17 protein-coding genes are annotated in these 13317 nt (G+C 43.4%); 5 read left to right on the forward strand and 12 right to left on the reverse strand.

Going from position 1 to position 13317, the window contains the following annotated elements; genetic code table 11:
• The first annotated feature begins 6 nt into the window (after positions 1–6).
• Positions 7–1059 carry a DNA replication/repair protein RecF gene (recF, locus tag LRM45_RS00835; RefSeq protein ID WP_243826368.1) on the forward strand — a complete coding sequence of 351 codons (1053 nt, stop codon included), beginning with the start codon at positions 7–9 and terminating at the stop codon, positions 1057–1059.
• 46 nt (positions 1060–1105) lie between these two features.
• Here the strand turns inward: recF and tsf are convergent, their stop codons facing one another.
• The 3 genes from tsf to LRM45_RS00850 form a co-directional block, all read right to left on the reverse strand.
• A complete protein-coding gene (gene tsf / locus LRM45_RS00840) occupies positions 1106–1702 on the reverse strand; it encodes a translation elongation factor Ts (RefSeq protein ID WP_243826369.1) in 597 nt (198 codons plus the stop codon).
• 1 nt (position 1703) lies between these two features.
• Positions 1704–2432, reverse strand: coding sequence for a 30S ribosomal protein S2 (gene rpsB / locus LRM45_RS00845; protein ID WP_243826370.1), 729 nt, complete (start codon positions 2430–2432; stop codon positions 1704–1706).
• A 109-nt stretch (positions 2433–2541) separates the two neighbouring features.
• Positions 2542–3528: a hypothetical protein gene (locus LRM45_RS00850; protein ID WP_243826371.1), complete on the reverse strand. Its 987-nt coding sequence runs from the start codon at positions 3526–3528 to the stop codon at positions 2542–2544.
• Between the two features lie 91 nt (positions 3529–3619).
• On the opposite strand from LRM45_RS00850, the gene LRM45_RS00855 reads away from it, so the two are divergent.
• A complete protein-coding gene (locus LRM45_RS00855) occupies positions 3620–3964 on the forward strand; it encodes a type B 50S ribosomal protein L31 (RefSeq protein WP_129632372.1) in 345 nt (114 codons plus the stop codon).
• A gap of 60 nt (positions 3965–4024) precedes the next feature.
• On the opposite strand, the gene LRM45_RS00860 is transcribed toward LRM45_RS00855, so the two are convergent.
• Positions 4025–4624, reverse strand: a complete 600-nt coding sequence (locus tag LRM45_RS00860) for a hypothetical protein (RefSeq protein WP_243826372.1) — start codon at positions 4622–4624, stop codon at positions 4025–4027.
• 60 nt (positions 4625–4684) lie between these two features.
• On the opposite strand from LRM45_RS00860, the gene prfA reads away from it, so the two are divergent.
• Positions 4685–5755 carry a peptide chain release factor 1 gene (prfA, locus tag LRM45_RS00865; RefSeq protein ID WP_320412718.1) on the forward strand — a complete coding sequence of 357 codons (1071 nt, stop codon included), beginning with the start codon at positions 4685–4687 and terminating at the stop codon, positions 5753–5755.
• Here prfA and LRM45_RS00870 read toward each other — a convergent pair.
• Positions 5745–6074, reverse strand: coding sequence for a hypothetical protein (locus tag LRM45_RS00870; RefSeq protein WP_243826373.1), 330 nt, complete (start codon positions 6072–6074; stop codon positions 5745–5747). The two genes, prfA and LRM45_RS00870, sit on opposite strands and share 11 nt — an antisense overlap.
• A 130-nt stretch (positions 6075–6204) precedes the next feature.
• Here LRM45_RS00870 and prmC point away from each other — a divergent pair, with 130 nt between their 5' ends.
• Complete coding sequence (gene prmC, locus LRM45_RS00875) at positions 6205–7029, forward strand: peptide chain release factor N(5)-glutamine methyltransferase (protein ID WP_243826374.1); 825 nt, start codon at positions 6205–6207, stop codon at positions 7027–7029.
• Here the strand turns inward: prmC and LRM45_RS00880 are convergent.
• Positions 7026–7790 (reverse strand): hypothetical protein, encoded by a 765-nt coding sequence (locus LRM45_RS00880; protein ID WP_243826375.1) that lies wholly within the window; start codon positions 7788–7790, stop codon positions 7026–7028. The genes prmC and LRM45_RS00880 overlap by 4 nt on opposite strands.
• Before the next feature lie 21 nt (positions 7791–7811).
• On the reverse strand, positions 7812–9455 hold the full coding sequence (locus tag LRM45_RS00885; RefSeq protein ID WP_243826376.1) for an LCP family protein: 1644 nt from the start codon (positions 9453–9455) through the stop codon (positions 7812–7814).
• 41 nt (positions 9456–9496) lie between these two features.
• Here LRM45_RS00885 and lepB point away from each other — a divergent pair, with 41 nt between their 5' ends.
• Positions 9497–10102, forward strand: coding sequence for a signal peptidase I (gene lepB / locus LRM45_RS00890; RefSeq protein WP_129632352.1), 606 nt, complete (start codon positions 9497–9499; stop codon positions 10100–10102).
• A 6-nt stretch (positions 10103–10108) separates the two neighbouring features.
• Here lepB and LRM45_RS00895 read toward each other — a convergent pair whose 3' ends face one another.
• The 5 genes from LRM45_RS00895 to LRM45_RS00915 form a co-directional block, all read right to left on the reverse strand.
• On the reverse strand, positions 10109–10987 hold the full coding sequence (locus LRM45_RS00895; protein WP_243777727.1) for a ParB/RepB/Spo0J family partition protein: 879 nt from the start codon (positions 10985–10987) through the stop codon (positions 10109–10111).
• Complete coding sequence (locus LRM45_RS00900) at positions 10984–11748, reverse strand: ParA family protein (protein WP_243826377.1); 765 nt, start codon at positions 11746–11748, stop codon at positions 10984–10986. Before LRM45_RS00900 ends, LRM45_RS00895 begins: the two co-directional genes overlap by 4 nt.
• A gap of 94 nt (positions 11749–11842) precedes the next feature.
• Positions 11843–12148 (reverse strand): 50S ribosomal protein L21, encoded by a 306-nt coding sequence (gene rplU / locus LRM45_RS00905; protein WP_129745226.1) that lies wholly within the window; start codon positions 12146–12148, stop codon positions 11843–11845.
• A 69-nt stretch (positions 12149–12217) separates the two neighbouring features.
• On the reverse strand, positions 12218–13045 hold the full coding sequence (locus LRM45_RS00910; RefSeq protein WP_243826378.1) for a sugar phosphate nucleotidyltransferase: 828 nt from the start codon (positions 13043–13045) through the stop codon (positions 12218–12220).
• 46 nt (positions 13046–13091) lie between these two features.
• Complete coding sequence (locus LRM45_RS00915; RefSeq protein ID WP_243826379.1) at positions 13092–13280, reverse strand: acyl-CoA reductase; 189 nt, start codon at positions 13278–13280, stop codon at positions 13092–13094.
• Between the last annotated feature and the right edge of the window lie 37 nt (positions 13281–13317).

Below are 13317 nucleotides of genomic sequence, written 5' to 3' on the forward strand. Positions count from 1 at the left end.
AACAGAGTGATTTCTAAGATTAAGCTATACAATTTTCGGTCTTATCATCTGCACGAAGCGACTTTTAGCAATTCTGGGACGGTAATCGTTGGACCAAATGGCACCGGCAAGACGAATCTGCTTGAGGCGGTTTATGTGGCGCTACGCGGCAGTAGTTTTCGAGGCAGTCTTGGCGATTGTATGACGCTGAACGCTCCGCAAACAATTGTTCATCTGGAGGGCGATTTCGGCGAGCGGCGCATTAAACTGGACTCAATTTCCGGAAAAATCAACAAAGAATTCATCATCAATGACAATAAATCAAAGGCCTTAACCAGAAAAAACCGCTTGCCTGTCGTTTTATTTGAGCCAAGCGAACTAAGATTAATTTCCTCTTCACCATCCCGACGACGCGACTTTCTGGATGGCTTAATTGCCCGACTTGACCCCAAATACGACACAGATTTAAGAGCCTTTAACCGCACTCTTTTACAGCGCAACGAACTCTTAAAATCCCATCAAGAAGACTCATCAATTTGGCGCGACAACCTGTTTGCTTGGGATATAAAATTTGTCCAATACGCAACCAACATTGCCCAAAAACGAGCCAAATTTCTCCAGATAAACGAGCCCCGCATAAAAAATTTATACGAATCTTTGGCGGGAAAAGACACACAATTATCCATCGAATATGGCGCTATCGTACCTCTGGAAAATTACGACCAAGCCCTACTCAATCGCTTAGGAAAATCCCGCGAATATGAAATGGCTACGGGCTTCACTTCGGCTGGCCCACACCGTGAAGATTTCACAATTTTCCTCCATGATCAGCCCGCTATTAAAGTTGCTTCACGTGGCGAAATGCGAACCATTATGCTGGCGTTCAAATTATTAGAGCTAGAGCTTCAAACAGAAGTCAGTCAATCTCGACCACTCATTTTGCTAGACGATGTTTTCTCGGAGCTAGACGCCACTCGCGAAAAACTCCTCCAAGAAACGATCCAAAATCACCAATTTATCGTCACCACGACAGATGCGCGCCACCAAAAAGACGGCTGCTCAATAATTTCCACACAATAAAAAGTCGACCGCATTGCTACGGCCGACTTCTTCTCTGCGTGAAAATCTATTCGCTTACACCCAGCTCGATTCGCTTGAATTGACGAACTACGATGTTTTCGCCTAATTTAGCAATCGCCTCCTTAATGTGTTGCTCAACAGTCTTAGAATCGTCCAAGATGTACGCCTGGCTCATAAGAACCTGCTCAGCGAAATGCTTCTTCAATTGACCTTCAACGATCTTTTCGCGCATTTCTTCAGGCTTGCTTGCCAAAGATTCGCTCGCCATAAGCTCAGTTTTAACGCGCTCCATCTCCTCTGCTGGAATGTCAGCTTCAGAAACATATTTTGGACTCATCGCTGCAATTTGCATAGCAATTTCGTGCGCCAACATCTTAAAGTCGTCAAGTCGAGCCACGAAGTCAGTTTCACAGTTTACCTCAACGATAACGCCGATTCGGCCAGAGTGAACATAACTTTCAATCAAACCTTCACGAGCTTCGCGGTCGCCCTTCTTTTCAGCTTTCGTCAAGCCTTTTTTGCGCATAGCTTCCAAAGCTTTATCGAAATCGCCCTCAGCTTCAACCAAAGCTTTTTTAGCGTCAGTCAAGCCTACGCCGGTCAATTCGCGCAATTTTTTGATATCGTCAACAGAAACGCCCATCCTATTTCTCCTCTTTTTTAGCTGGTTTTTCTTCAACCTTTACGCTACCTGCACCTTCAGCAACAGCCGCAGTGAAGTAGTCTAATAGCAATTGAATACCCTTAACGGCGTCGTCGTTACCTGGAATTACGTAATCAATTCCTGTTGGGTTAACGTTGGTGTCAACAATTGCAAATACTGGAACGCCCAAAGTTTGAGCCTCGCGAACTGCATTTGCGTCGGTCAATGCGTCAACTACAACAACAGCGCCTGGCTTGCCCATCAAATCCTTGATGCCGCCATATTTCATATTCAAGCTGTCGATTTCCTCTTGGAAACGCTGCACTTCAAGCTTGTTATAACGCTTTTCCAAATCACCTGAAGCCATTCGCTTTTCAAGGTTCTTCAGCTTCTTAATTTGCTGAGCAATAGTTGAACCGTTAGTCAACATACCGCCAATCCAGCGTTCAACTACGTATGGCTGGTTGGTCTTTTCAGCTGCTTCGCGAACAACGTCTTTAGCTTGCTTTTTGGTACCAACAAACAGAACCTTACGGCCTGATGCGGCGATTTTTGTCAATTCCGGCAAAGCCTTATCCAAAGCTTCAACGGTTTTAGTCAAGTCAATAATGTGACTATCCTGACGTTTACTGTGAATATATGGCGCCATCTTTGGGTGCCAGCGGCTGGTTTTGTGTCCAAAATGAACACCTGACTCCAGCAAAGCCTTAATGTCTACCTTTACAGACATCCTCTTCTCCTTTTGCCTCATCCGCCCACGATTTGGAGTGTAAAACGGATTGTGTCATTAAAATTAGTTACTTGGCAATTATACCAAATAATCAATAAATCTGCAAATATTACTCTTTCTCTAGCAATTGTCTAAATCGCGATAAACCATCAAAATCTTCACCGTTTCGATACGGTCGCACTATATTTGCCAATGCTGGCAGACTTAGCTCATCAATTTTCTCTCCTTTGAGAATTCCTCTTTCGATAGCACAGTACGCTATACCGTCAACTTCATAGCCAAATGTGTTATCGGTCGAAGAATGTATGCCCGTCACTCTACTCATACCCCCAGCATCAGGACTATTCTTGAGTCTGTAGCAAGCCTCTACAGAATATGTCGCTCCTCCATACTGAGAGTACGCACTTATGCCGTTATCAAGATAATCTCCACTAGCCGCCATAACCAAAACACTTGCCTCATGGCTCTCAGGATCATTATCCACTTCAAATCCTGCAATTCGCTCCTTTACCTGATCGCCGCTAACAATCCAATCATCAAGAAATAAAATCTTAGAACTCTTGCCAATCTCACCTCTACCGCCATACACTTTCAGTCTACCTTCATATTCTTCGAATTCATCGTCTGGAAATTTAGATAAGACCAGACTTAAAATATACTGACTACTTTTCATCTTGTTTTTAGTACGACACTGACTTAGTGAATTTCCTACGTCAATATAGACCGGCTTATTATCAACCTCCAAATGGTGCCTCAATCTTTTTGCCAACGCATTTGCTGCGAAATTTAGTTCCGGCATGCCCAAAAACGCCAATTCATCTATTAATTCTTTAGCGCAATCCTCCATATAATCAGGTAAATAATGCTTTGTCATCTCTATAAATTGCACAAAATCATTTATCGCTTCGTATTCAGTCGTTTCACATCGACTTTCCATAAATGAAGGATCGCTCGTTTCCGTGCCCAGATAATTATCCGCTTTTACATAGACCATAAGATTATCTCGACTAGCGTCTTGAGCCTGCGATAATAACTTTGGCGGCGCCACTGGACTTAACTCACTCAAAGCATCAGGACTAGTCGGTAACTCAATCATACCTATATTATGTCATAATTTCGCCAAAATAGCAAAGTTAAGGATACGAACTTTTGACATTTTCCGATAAATTATGTACAATTGAACAGTTATGAAAAGCAGTATTCACCCACAGAACTATCGCCCTGTCGTATTTAGCGACGAACAAGCGGGCTTCGCATTCTTGACTCAGTCAACAGCGCAAACAACCGAAACTATCAAATGGGAAGACGGCAACGAATATCCATTAGTTAAGGTTCACATTTCATCAGCTTCACACCCATTCTTTACTGGTGAGGAAAAGATTATCGACACCGAAGGTCGTGTTGATCGCTTTAAGGCTCGTCAAGCAGCCGCTGAAGCTCGCCGAGCAGCTTTGGCAAACAAAGCAAAGAAAGCTAACGCTAAAAAAGCAGCTAAAACTGATTCTCCAAAATCAGACAAAAAGACTAAATAATCTAACAAATTAGTCCGACAATTCAAAAACCGCTCAATCACTGGGCGGTTTTATTTTACACTAGTTCAATCTGACAATATTTACCTCGCGACATAATATTTCACGGTCTCCCCGCATCTTTGCAGCACATAAGCGATGAGCGCCGTCACCTTGCAAAGCCAAAAATACTCCGCCATCAGAATCCACAACAACGTCTACACTGCGTATTGGAGGACTAGTTTTCGGATTCATTCCTGCGTATTGCCTAATAATATCGCGACTACTTTTCCCACCTTTAGGTTCCGACACTCGCCCTTTTTGCCAATCTTTAATCATCGGTGCAGCCACAAATAGTTCAACCGGCAACGGAATGTCAGATTCCGGAATCGCTCTCATGTCAGGCCACTCACCCTCATATATAGATATCTTCGTTTCACTGGCAATATTGCCTTTAATTGATTCATTCAAATCGCGTAATGAAACTGGCTTCTCTATTGGATTGGCGTCAATCTCAAACAAACTCTTCACAATCAAATCGACCCTCGAATCGTTTGCCGGTATATCCTCTGGAAGATCTTCAATACACCGCACCAGTTCAGATGACTTTCCAACATCGCAAAACGTCGACTTATCAGCATTTTCGTAAACCAAATCACGCGAATCGCCCTCATATTCTCTCATTATCACTATATAATACAATACTGAGAAACATTTGTCAATGTATGATATAATTTTATAGATATGGCGAAGATTTCTTTAGATATGGATTCTCTGAAAAGTGAACGAGCTGATTTGAGCAATTTTTTAGCGCAACCTGATGCTTATAGCTCACCAGATTTTACGGTAAAAAACAAACGATTTTCAGAATTAGAAACGCTTATCTCCAAAGGCGAAGAGCGAGAAAACCTGGAAAAAAACTTAGTAGAGGCCAAAAAGTTAGCTAACGAAGGCGGCGAATTGGCTGCCCTGGCAAAACTTGAGATCACTGAAACTGAAGCTAGATTGACCGAATTAGAAGAAGAATTATTCATCCTTCTCACCCCGAAAGATCCCAACGATGAGAAAAATATCATCATGGAAATCCGCGCTGGTGCGGGCGGTGATGAAGCGTCATTGTTTGCGGCGGAACTATACCGCATGTATTTACGTTGGTGCGAATCTAACGGCTATAAAGTAGAATTAATCAGCGAATCAGCCAACGATTCTGGCGGCTATAAAGAAGTTATTTTCATGATCAAGGGCGACGCGCCATACTCTAAGTTGAAGTTCGAAGGTGGCGTACACCGAGTTCAACGAGTTCCAGTAACTGAAAGCCAAGGTCGCGTCCACACTTCAACCGTAACAGTGGCGGTTTTGCCAGAAGCCGAAGAAGCGGACATTGAGATAAATCCGAACGATTTGCGAGTTGACATTTACCGCTCCAGTGGACACGGTGGTCAAAGTGTGAATACGACAGATTCAGCAGTGCGAATCACCCACTTGCCGACTGGAATGATCGTTACAAACCAAGACGAAAAGTCGCAAATTAAAAACCGCGAAAAAGCCATGAGCGTGCTTCGTTCGCGATTGTTACAGATGAAAATTGACGAGGAAAACGCCAAATTAAGTGCCGAGCGACGCTCGTTGGTTGGAACTGGCGACCGCTCGGAAAAAATCCGAACGTACAACTTCCCGCAAGACCGAATCACCGACCACCGCATTCACTACAGCCGCAGCAATATCCCCGCTGCAATGAACGGGGATATCGACGATTTGATTGAAAATCTACAGAGATATGAGCGTGAGCTGAAAGCTCAGAATGCTAATCATTAAAGAGGTCTGGATTCCTAAATTCTAAATCAAGCGCAGCCTCACTCCACTTATCACGGTCGTCAAGACTTAGAGATTCGTCGCTAGCACGCCGTTTATATTTTCCGTACAAACTCTTAATTGCCGCTTCATCAGCTGCCTTCTGCTCCTCGGGGGTCATCTCTCGACGCTCTTCCTCTCGTTGATTCAACAACACATCAGTATCACTCTCTACTGTTACAACTGGAGTCTCTTTAGTCCTATTCCATCCATAATCAGCCCCTGTTTCAAGACCTATTCCCATAACCACGTTAGCGATAGGAAGCTCATACTTTTTTGTCATATTATCTAATATAATCCTTTTCTTCCGCTTAATAATATATTCGTATAATACTATCTTTTTCTTTATTTGTCAATGCCAACTATCTTCCCTCGCTTTTTACATTCCATAGATATATGTTATAATTAGCAACATGATTATTTCTGAATGGCTAAAAATTGCCACAAAATCCTTAAAAACGGCAAACATCCCGTCCGCTAGATTAGACGCCGAATTGATATTAGCCAACACTTTGCGAAAAAACCGCACTTACCTACACGCCCACCTGGACGAAGAAATTGACCCCAGAAGATTTGATATCGCAAATGCCAGACTAGATCTGAGATTAGACCGCGTACCAATCGCCTACATTCTGGGCTATAAAGAATTTTACGGGCGTAGATTTACCGTATCTCCTTCCGTTTTAATTCCCCGCCCTGAATCCGAAGATCTAATTTCATTGTTCTTAGAATTGACCGCCAGCGAAATTGCCGAAAAAGCTTTAATTGACGTTGGCACAGGATCTGGCTGTCTGGGAATTACTGCCAAATTAGAGAGGAGCAACTTGTCGGTAATTTTATCCGATATCAGCAAACCAGCCTTAAATATTGCAGAAAAAAATGCGAATGCCTTAAATGCGGACGTCCATATTCAACAGCAATCATTACTTAATGGCCAACTCAAACCAGTCGACTATATATTTGCCAATTTGCCTTACGTTGACAAAAATTGGGACGTATCTCCAGAGCTCCAATACGAACCAGATATTGCACTTTTCGCCGAAGATGAAGGATTGAAATTGATATTGCAATTGATCGCACAAGCACCGCGATGTCTCACCTCAGAAGGCTTACTATTTATCGAGGCGGACCCCCAGCAGCATAATAGAATAATTGACGAAGCCGTGAAAAATGGTTTTGTAAAAGAGAGAGTTCTCAATTACATCCTAGTCCTACGTTTCACTGGCGCCCAAGATTAAATCACTACAGAATTTAAGAACACTAGCATCACTAAGATAATTCCGATAGTAAGAATTACTGGAGCGGATATGTCTGAAAATCGAATAGCTTTGCGCTTGTTGTAAGATTGGTAAGCTTTACTGGCGACGAGCGAGAATAGCAATAAGATTATTGTAACCTGTGAAACGCCGCCAAATAATGACTTTCCGTAGCTATAAGTCCAATAGTACGACAGCCAACCCAGCTCAGCAAAGACGAGCCCCCAGATTGCCGAAAGTAAAACCGTTTGTTCTTCGTCATAACTGTGTAGGAAATGGCGCGCAGAACTATAGCCGATCAAGAACATCAGAATAACAACTACAGAAACTGGCCACTCGTACGACACCACCATAAGCGCAGTTACGCCGACGAAGATAGAGATCAACGACTGCATGGCGACCTGCCAGCGCTTAGACATAGGCTTAATCACAACCAGCCAAATTGCATATAGTATCGCCAAGGCTACGCGGAAATAAAACACTGACGTAGGTAGATACATCAGACCAACAACACCGATTCCGACCGTTAAGTCAACCAAGTTAGCCTGAATGTTTGCCCACCAAAAACGCGGACGAACAGCAATTATGCGCCATTTACTCAGCACAACAAGTGCTAACGCTGGGAACGGAGTCTGAAACGCTTGAGCAATAACAAGCAACGCCGCCGCCAAGCCAATATTTAAGACATAGTAAACTAATTCGCTCCAAAACGTTCTTCGTTTAACAGTTTTCAGTAACTCCATAACTTACTCTATTATACCAAATTATGAGCCAGTTCCCACAACAACGATAAATTGTGCATCAACATTCAAATTATACTTCGAGGAATCTGATGAAACCGAGCCGTACAACTCCTTAAATTTATCTTTTGTGGCAGTTTTTTCTTTACCAGCTGGCAATTGATAAACTTGAGTCTTCCCTAGTTTTTCATTACCTGGAGCGTTGCCAACATGAACAACTTTCATTCCTAATTCCGTCAATTTGTCCGCTTCTTTCTGCGCTGCACCAGCCACGCCGGAACCATTCAAGACAGCAACTGTGGCTTTTTCCTTAGATAACGGCGTTGCGTAAATCTCAGACTTTATATAAGCGCGAATATCGTCATAATCATACAATCCCGCAGCCGGCTGAACTATACTTGCGCCACCCGCCGTGCCAGTAGTCATAAGTACATTGTTTTCCTCCACAAAACTCAATCTGTGAATATCAGATTCTTTTATCTCCGAGCCAAGGTTCATAATTGTGCGGATTTCTTTCGTGTCAATGTTTGTGCGCAAGTTTTTGCCCATGGCGTCCATCAGTGATGTCACCTTACCAAAGTCAGTCAGCGTTCCCGTGGAAGTAGCTTTACTTTTCAGCGCCATAAGTACCAATTGCTGGTTTTTCTCTCGGTCAAAGTTGGATTGTTCCAACCCGTAAGTTGGCGCCACCAAACCACGCGCTCGAGAGAACCACATCGCCTTTTCGCCGTCCATTTCGTGCTTGCCGTTAGTCAATTGCATATAGTGACCTGTTGGACATCGTTCGCGACGTTGCTGATAATTCAACTCCTTCGCTCGACACATCCAGTCCATACTTGGATCAAGGATTCCCCGTGGATCACGACTCTGTACGTCAACGGTAACTCCGCCGACCGCATTGACAGCATCACGAATCACCGCAGTATTAATATGCGCCACGTACTGAATATCCATACCGAATATATCGCCGATGAATTTCTTAGTTTTATCCATTCGTTCGGCTTCTGCCTGCGCGCTATCTCCATTGTTTGCGCAACCAAAATATTCATTGATTTTACCAGCGTAACCAGAATTACACGCCATACCAAATTTTACATACAAGTCACGCGGAATGCTAAACATATATGCGTCTTTCTTTGTCTGATTGACGCTAAGAATCATCATCGAGTCGGTCAATGTCGCCCCTGGATGGTCTGGATCGTCATCTGTTGTACCTAAAATCAGCACATTACTTCGGCCATAAGCATCCTCTTTCAGCTTCTGTTGCGAAAACAGTCCTAAGATTCCGCCATTATGGAACACCGAGTTCATCGTCTGCCATAATTTTAATAGCAGCCAGCCTGCCACAATTGCGATAATAATTCCGATAATCGCAAGAATAATCCTGGTAATTAACTTTTTCTTACGTTTCTGTTTACGTTCCTGTCGATGAGAAGGCTTGGTATTTTCATCAATTGCCGCCAACGATTCACTAATATTCTGCTTTAATTTATTAGCAGAAGTTGGTTGCTGAATATTTCTTGTCGCATTATTCGACACTTGCGGGTTATCTTCGTTACTACGATAATGCCCGAGCGTAGTCGTTTTTTTGCTAGTAATTTCCCCCAACGAAGTTCGCTGTGGTCGCTTGGCGACAAATCCGTCCATCGACTGTTTGCGTGGTTTCATATCTATTGATTATAACACACAAAACGCTTATAATTGAAACAATGGACGCTACTTTTATGGATCGTCATCCAAAATTACAAGATGGCCTGGGAATGGTCATTTTCGTTGTTGGCGTGGTGATTGGTACACTTTTATTGAACACTTTCGTATTTCAAACTTTCAATGTTGAAGGTGCCAGCATGGAAACGACGATGTACACCGGTGATCGCCTGATCGTCAATCGATTGCCCGTCACTGGTTCAAAATTGCAGAATAAAAATTATATTCCAAAGCGCGGACAGGTAATTGTGTTTAAGAATCCGAATTTCAATGCATCCACAGGTAAAGATGAGTACATCGTTAAGCGCGTAATTGCCTTTGCTGGTGAGCGAGTTACTGTGAAAAACGGCACCGTAACTGTTTACAATACAGAAAATCCCGACGGATTTAACCCTGACACCTCAGTCAATAAAAATGAGCCAGGACAGCCTACTTCTGGAGATGTCGATACGACCGTACCGGAAGGCACGATATTCGTCATGGGCGATCACCGCCAAGGAAGCTATTCTTGCGACTCTCGAAACTGCATGGGGCCGATCCCCCTTTATGACATCGTCGGACCAGTTAGTCTACGAATATTTCCATTCAATAAAATTCGCTCGTTCTAATAAAAATTACTTTTCGAGCAATTCTCTTATTCGTTCAAATTCAAGATTATCCTTAAACTTGATACTAATCTGACCGGCTCCACGGCCGTTTGTACGGATTTTTACACCTGTTCCAAATCGCTTCGAAAGGCTTTCAATAGCATCTGCATGAGGCATATCTGCTGGGCGGCGTTTGTTCTCGATTGGACTAGCCTTCGCCTGTTTCCATAAAGTCACCACTTGTTCAATCCGTCGCGCTGACCACTCCTCGCGAATAGCTCGCTCCATGATATCTTCCGCGGCATCATCAGGCAAACCGATTAGAGGCCTTGCCTGCCCTTCATTTAATCGCCCCTCAAACAACGCCTGCTGCACAGACTTCGGCAATTTCAGTAGCCTTAACGTATTACTGACCGCACTTATAGATTTGCCACCCAGACGCTTGCCAATCTCCTCCAGCGTCATATTGAATTGGTCACGCAATTTTTGATAAGCAGTCGCAGTTTCAAGCGCATTCAAATCATGTCGTTGCAAGTTTTCAATCAAAGAAATCTCCAAGCGATTCTGGTCGCTCATACTCCTGACAATACACGGCACCTCTGTTAAATTCGCCCTATTCGCCGCACGCCAACGTCGCTCACCCGCCACGATCAGATATTTATCGCCTTTTGGCGTCACAACAATTGGCTGAACCACACCATGCTCGCGCACCGATTCTGTTAACTCATTCAAAGCATTTTCATCAAAAAAGCGACGCGGCTGATCAGGATCTGGGACGACTTGGTCAATAGCAATATCTCTCAAATGAGAAACTTTCACATCTTGTTGTGCGGTTGGATCAAACGTTTCATCAATTAAGTTAGTCGGAATCAACGACCCAAAACCTCTGCCTAAACCTTTTTTCATCGTTCCACCCTCTCTATAATTTCTTTCGTTAGCGCCTTATAAGCCCGAGAACCTTTTGAAAAACGATCATACGCACCAACTGGCGCGCCATGACTAGGAGCTTCAGCCAAGCGAATATTTCGCGGAATGCTATTCTTAAAAATCTTATCTGGAAAATACTTTTTAACCTCAGCATGAACCTGCCCAGATAATGTAGTCCTGGAGTCCATCATCGTCAGTAAAACGCCCAATAATTCCAGAGGTGGATTAAGCCCCTTCTTTATCAATTTCATACTTTCCAAAAGCTGCCCCAATCCTTCCAATGCGTAAAATTCTGCCTGAACTGGAAGCAATACGTAATTAGCAGCAATCATACCGTTGACTGTCAACAGACTCAAGCTCGGCGGGCTATCAATAATAACATAGTCGTAATCCGTCGCCTTCTGCAAAGCCTCTCGCAAGCGAACAAACCTTCCCTGCGCCTGCGCCAGTTCCACTTCCGTATTCGCCAAATGAGGTGTAGCTGGAGCGATTGATAAGTTTTTATATTCCGTTGGCAATATGATATTCGATAGGTCAATTTGTCGCATAATCACCTCTGATATTGTTGCGCCCAAATTCTGTTTATCTATTCCAAGTCCACTGGTAGCATTACCCTGTGGATCAAAATCCACCAACAATGTTTTCTTGCCAGCTTTTGCCAAAAAATACGCCACGTTAATCGACGTCGTTGTTTTGCCGACGCCGCCTTTTTGATTTGTCACCGCAATGATTTTTGTCATTCGTTCCCCTTTTTACCTGCCTTAATTATAGCATGAGCAGAACATAAATAACAGACATCAAAAAACCGCTTCCTTTGCGGAAGCGGCTCTTAGACTATTTGATTGACGTAATTTCAATCTTCGTGTACTTCTGGCGATGACCAGTTTCTTTGTGTACACGCTTCTTACTCTTGTAGCGGATAACGCGAAGCTTATCGCCCTTAACTTCCGCTTCTATGACCTTAGCCTTAACGCTAGAGCCTTTTACAGTTGGCGTACCAACCTTGATTTTATCACCATCAATCACTAAAAGTGCGTCGAGAGTGAGTTCTTTTGTGCCTTCAGGGAGGAGATCCACCAAGAGGGACTCTTTTTCGCTGACAAGATATTGTTTGCCAGAGATTTTTACGACTGCTTTCATTTCGTTCCTTAATTATTATGAATTAACTCTAATAATTCTATCAAAAACTAGCAATAAAATCAAGTACAGTTAGCAAGTAGCGTTTTTCGCCATAGCGTTATTCGCCTTCAACCAACCACTCGGTGAGCCGCATTCCATATATTCGCCCTTAGCCTCACCAACAGCAATCACGCCGCCGCCATCAATGTACGCATTAATCGCGTCCGTTAATTCAAACTCACCCCTCTTAGGATTTGCTGGCAAAGTTCGCGCCAACTCAAAAATCTCTTTATTCAGAACGTAAAAACTTGAATTGCTGAGGTTACTTGGAGCTTCTTCCAGTTTTGGCTTTTCAATTATTCGCACAAAATTGCCCTGATCGTCAGTTTCAATAATCCCTGTTTGCGGAATAAATTCCTCTTCGACAGGATTTCCCAATAGCCCAGCCGACAATCCACGCGATTCCACCAACTCCGCCAAATCAGCCGCATTTGAGCCGCCGTCGTCACGCCAAAAGAATTGATCGCCCATAATCACAAAGGCCGACTCGCCCTGTTCGATGAATTCACTCGCCAAACCAACTGGAATACTTGTGCCGTAACCACCAGTTCCCGGCTGGGTTAAAAAATGTATTCGGACGTCGCGAAGTGGCGCCACCAGAGGTAATTTATCTTCTTTTCCCGCACGGCGCAGATAATCGTTCAATTGAATATTCGAACGATAATAGCTCTGCACTTGAGTACTCTGCTCGCCAACTACGAAGTAAATATCCTTAACGCCCGCTCGCACGACGTCTTGCACGATATAATCAATCACTGGCCTTGTACCGACCGGCAACATACATTTTTCAATAGATTTGGTAATCGGCAACATTCGTGTGCCCCAACCAGCAACCGGAATAATAGCTTTAGTAATCATAGAACCTCCTACATTTTCAGCTCTTTGTGAGAGTAATTATACATCATCAATCGTCAAAGTTACCATCTGCACGAGACCAAAACCTACGAATATCCTCTATGTCGTCGGCATCCAGACGAATCGCCTGCGGCTCCCGCTGCTCTTTAATAATTTCCTCAGCAAGCCCATCCGCCAGCGGATCAATTGGCAAAAATCCTACTTTACTACCAAATAATTTGTTGAATAAATTTTGCATAACTTTTTTATTTTTATCAATTAATATTAATATATTA

Source organism: Candidatus Nanosynbacter sp. TM7-057, assembly GCF_022828295.1.
Lineage (GTDB): Bacteria > Patescibacteriota > Saccharimonadia > Saccharimonadales > Saccharimonadaceae > Nanosynbacter.

Excerpts from the sequence above, each read along its gene's own strand:
- rpsB (WP_243826370.1), bottom strand. The coding sequence starts at position 2,432 with ATGTCTGTAAAGGTAGACATTAAGGCTTTGCTGGAGTCAGGTGTTCAT.
- LRM45_RS00850 (WP_243826371.1), bottom strand. The coding sequence starts at position 3,528 with ATGATTGAGTTACCGACTAGTCCTGATGCTTTGAGTGAGTTAAGTCCA.
- LRM45_RS00910 (WP_243826378.1), bottom strand. The coding sequence starts at position 13,045 with ATGATTACTAAAGCTATTATTCCGGTTGCTGGTTGGGGCACACGAATG.
- LRM45_RS00880 (WP_243826375.1), bottom strand. The coding sequence starts at position 7,790 with ATGGAGTTACTGAAAACTGTTAAACGAAGAACGTTTTGGAGCGAATTA.
- prmC (WP_243826374.1), top strand. The coding sequence starts at position 6,205 with ATGATTATTTCTGAATGGCTAAAAATTGCCACAAAATCCTTAAAAACG.
- prfA (WP_320412718.1), top strand. The coding sequence starts at position 4,685 with ATGGCGAAGATTTCTTTAGATATGGATTCTCTGAAAAGTGAACGAGCT.
- tsf (WP_243826369.1), bottom strand. The coding sequence starts at position 1,702 with ATGGGCGTTTCTGTTGACGATATCAAAAAATTGCGCGAATTGACCGGC.
- LRM45_RS00855 (WP_129632372.1), top strand. The coding sequence starts at position 3,620 with ATGAAAAGCAGTATTCACCCACAGAACTATCGCCCTGTCGTATTTAGC.
- LRM45_RS00915 (WP_243826379.1), bottom strand. The coding sequence starts at position 13,280 with ATGCAAAATTTATTCAACAAATTATTTGGTAGTAAAGTAGGATTTTTG.
- LRM45_RS00870 (WP_243826373.1), bottom strand. The coding sequence starts at position 6,074 with ATGACAAAAAAGTATGAGCTTCCTATCGCTAACGTGGTTATGGGAATA.
- lepB (WP_129632352.1), top strand. The coding sequence starts at position 9,497 with ATGGACGCTACTTTTATGGATCGTCATCCAAAATTACAAGATGGCCTG.
- LRM45_RS00860 (WP_243826372.1), bottom strand. The coding sequence starts at position 4,624 with ATGAGAGAATATGAGGGCGATTCGCGTGATTTGGTTTACGAAAATGCT.
- LRM45_RS00885 (WP_243826376.1), bottom strand. The coding sequence starts at position 9,455 with ATGAAACCACGCAAACAGTCGATGGACGGATTTGTCGCCAAGCGACCA.
- LRM45_RS00900 (WP_243826377.1), bottom strand. The coding sequence starts at position 11,748 with ATGACAAAAATCATTGCGGTGACAAATCAAAAAGGCGGCGTCGGCAAA.
- rplU (WP_129745226.1), bottom strand. The coding sequence starts at position 12,148 with ATGAAAGCAGTCGTAAAAATCTCTGGCAAACAATATCTTGTCAGCGAA.
- LRM45_RS00895 (WP_243777727.1), bottom strand. The coding sequence starts at position 10,987 with ATGAAAAAAGGTTTAGGCAGAGGTTTTGGGTCGTTGATTCCGACTAAC.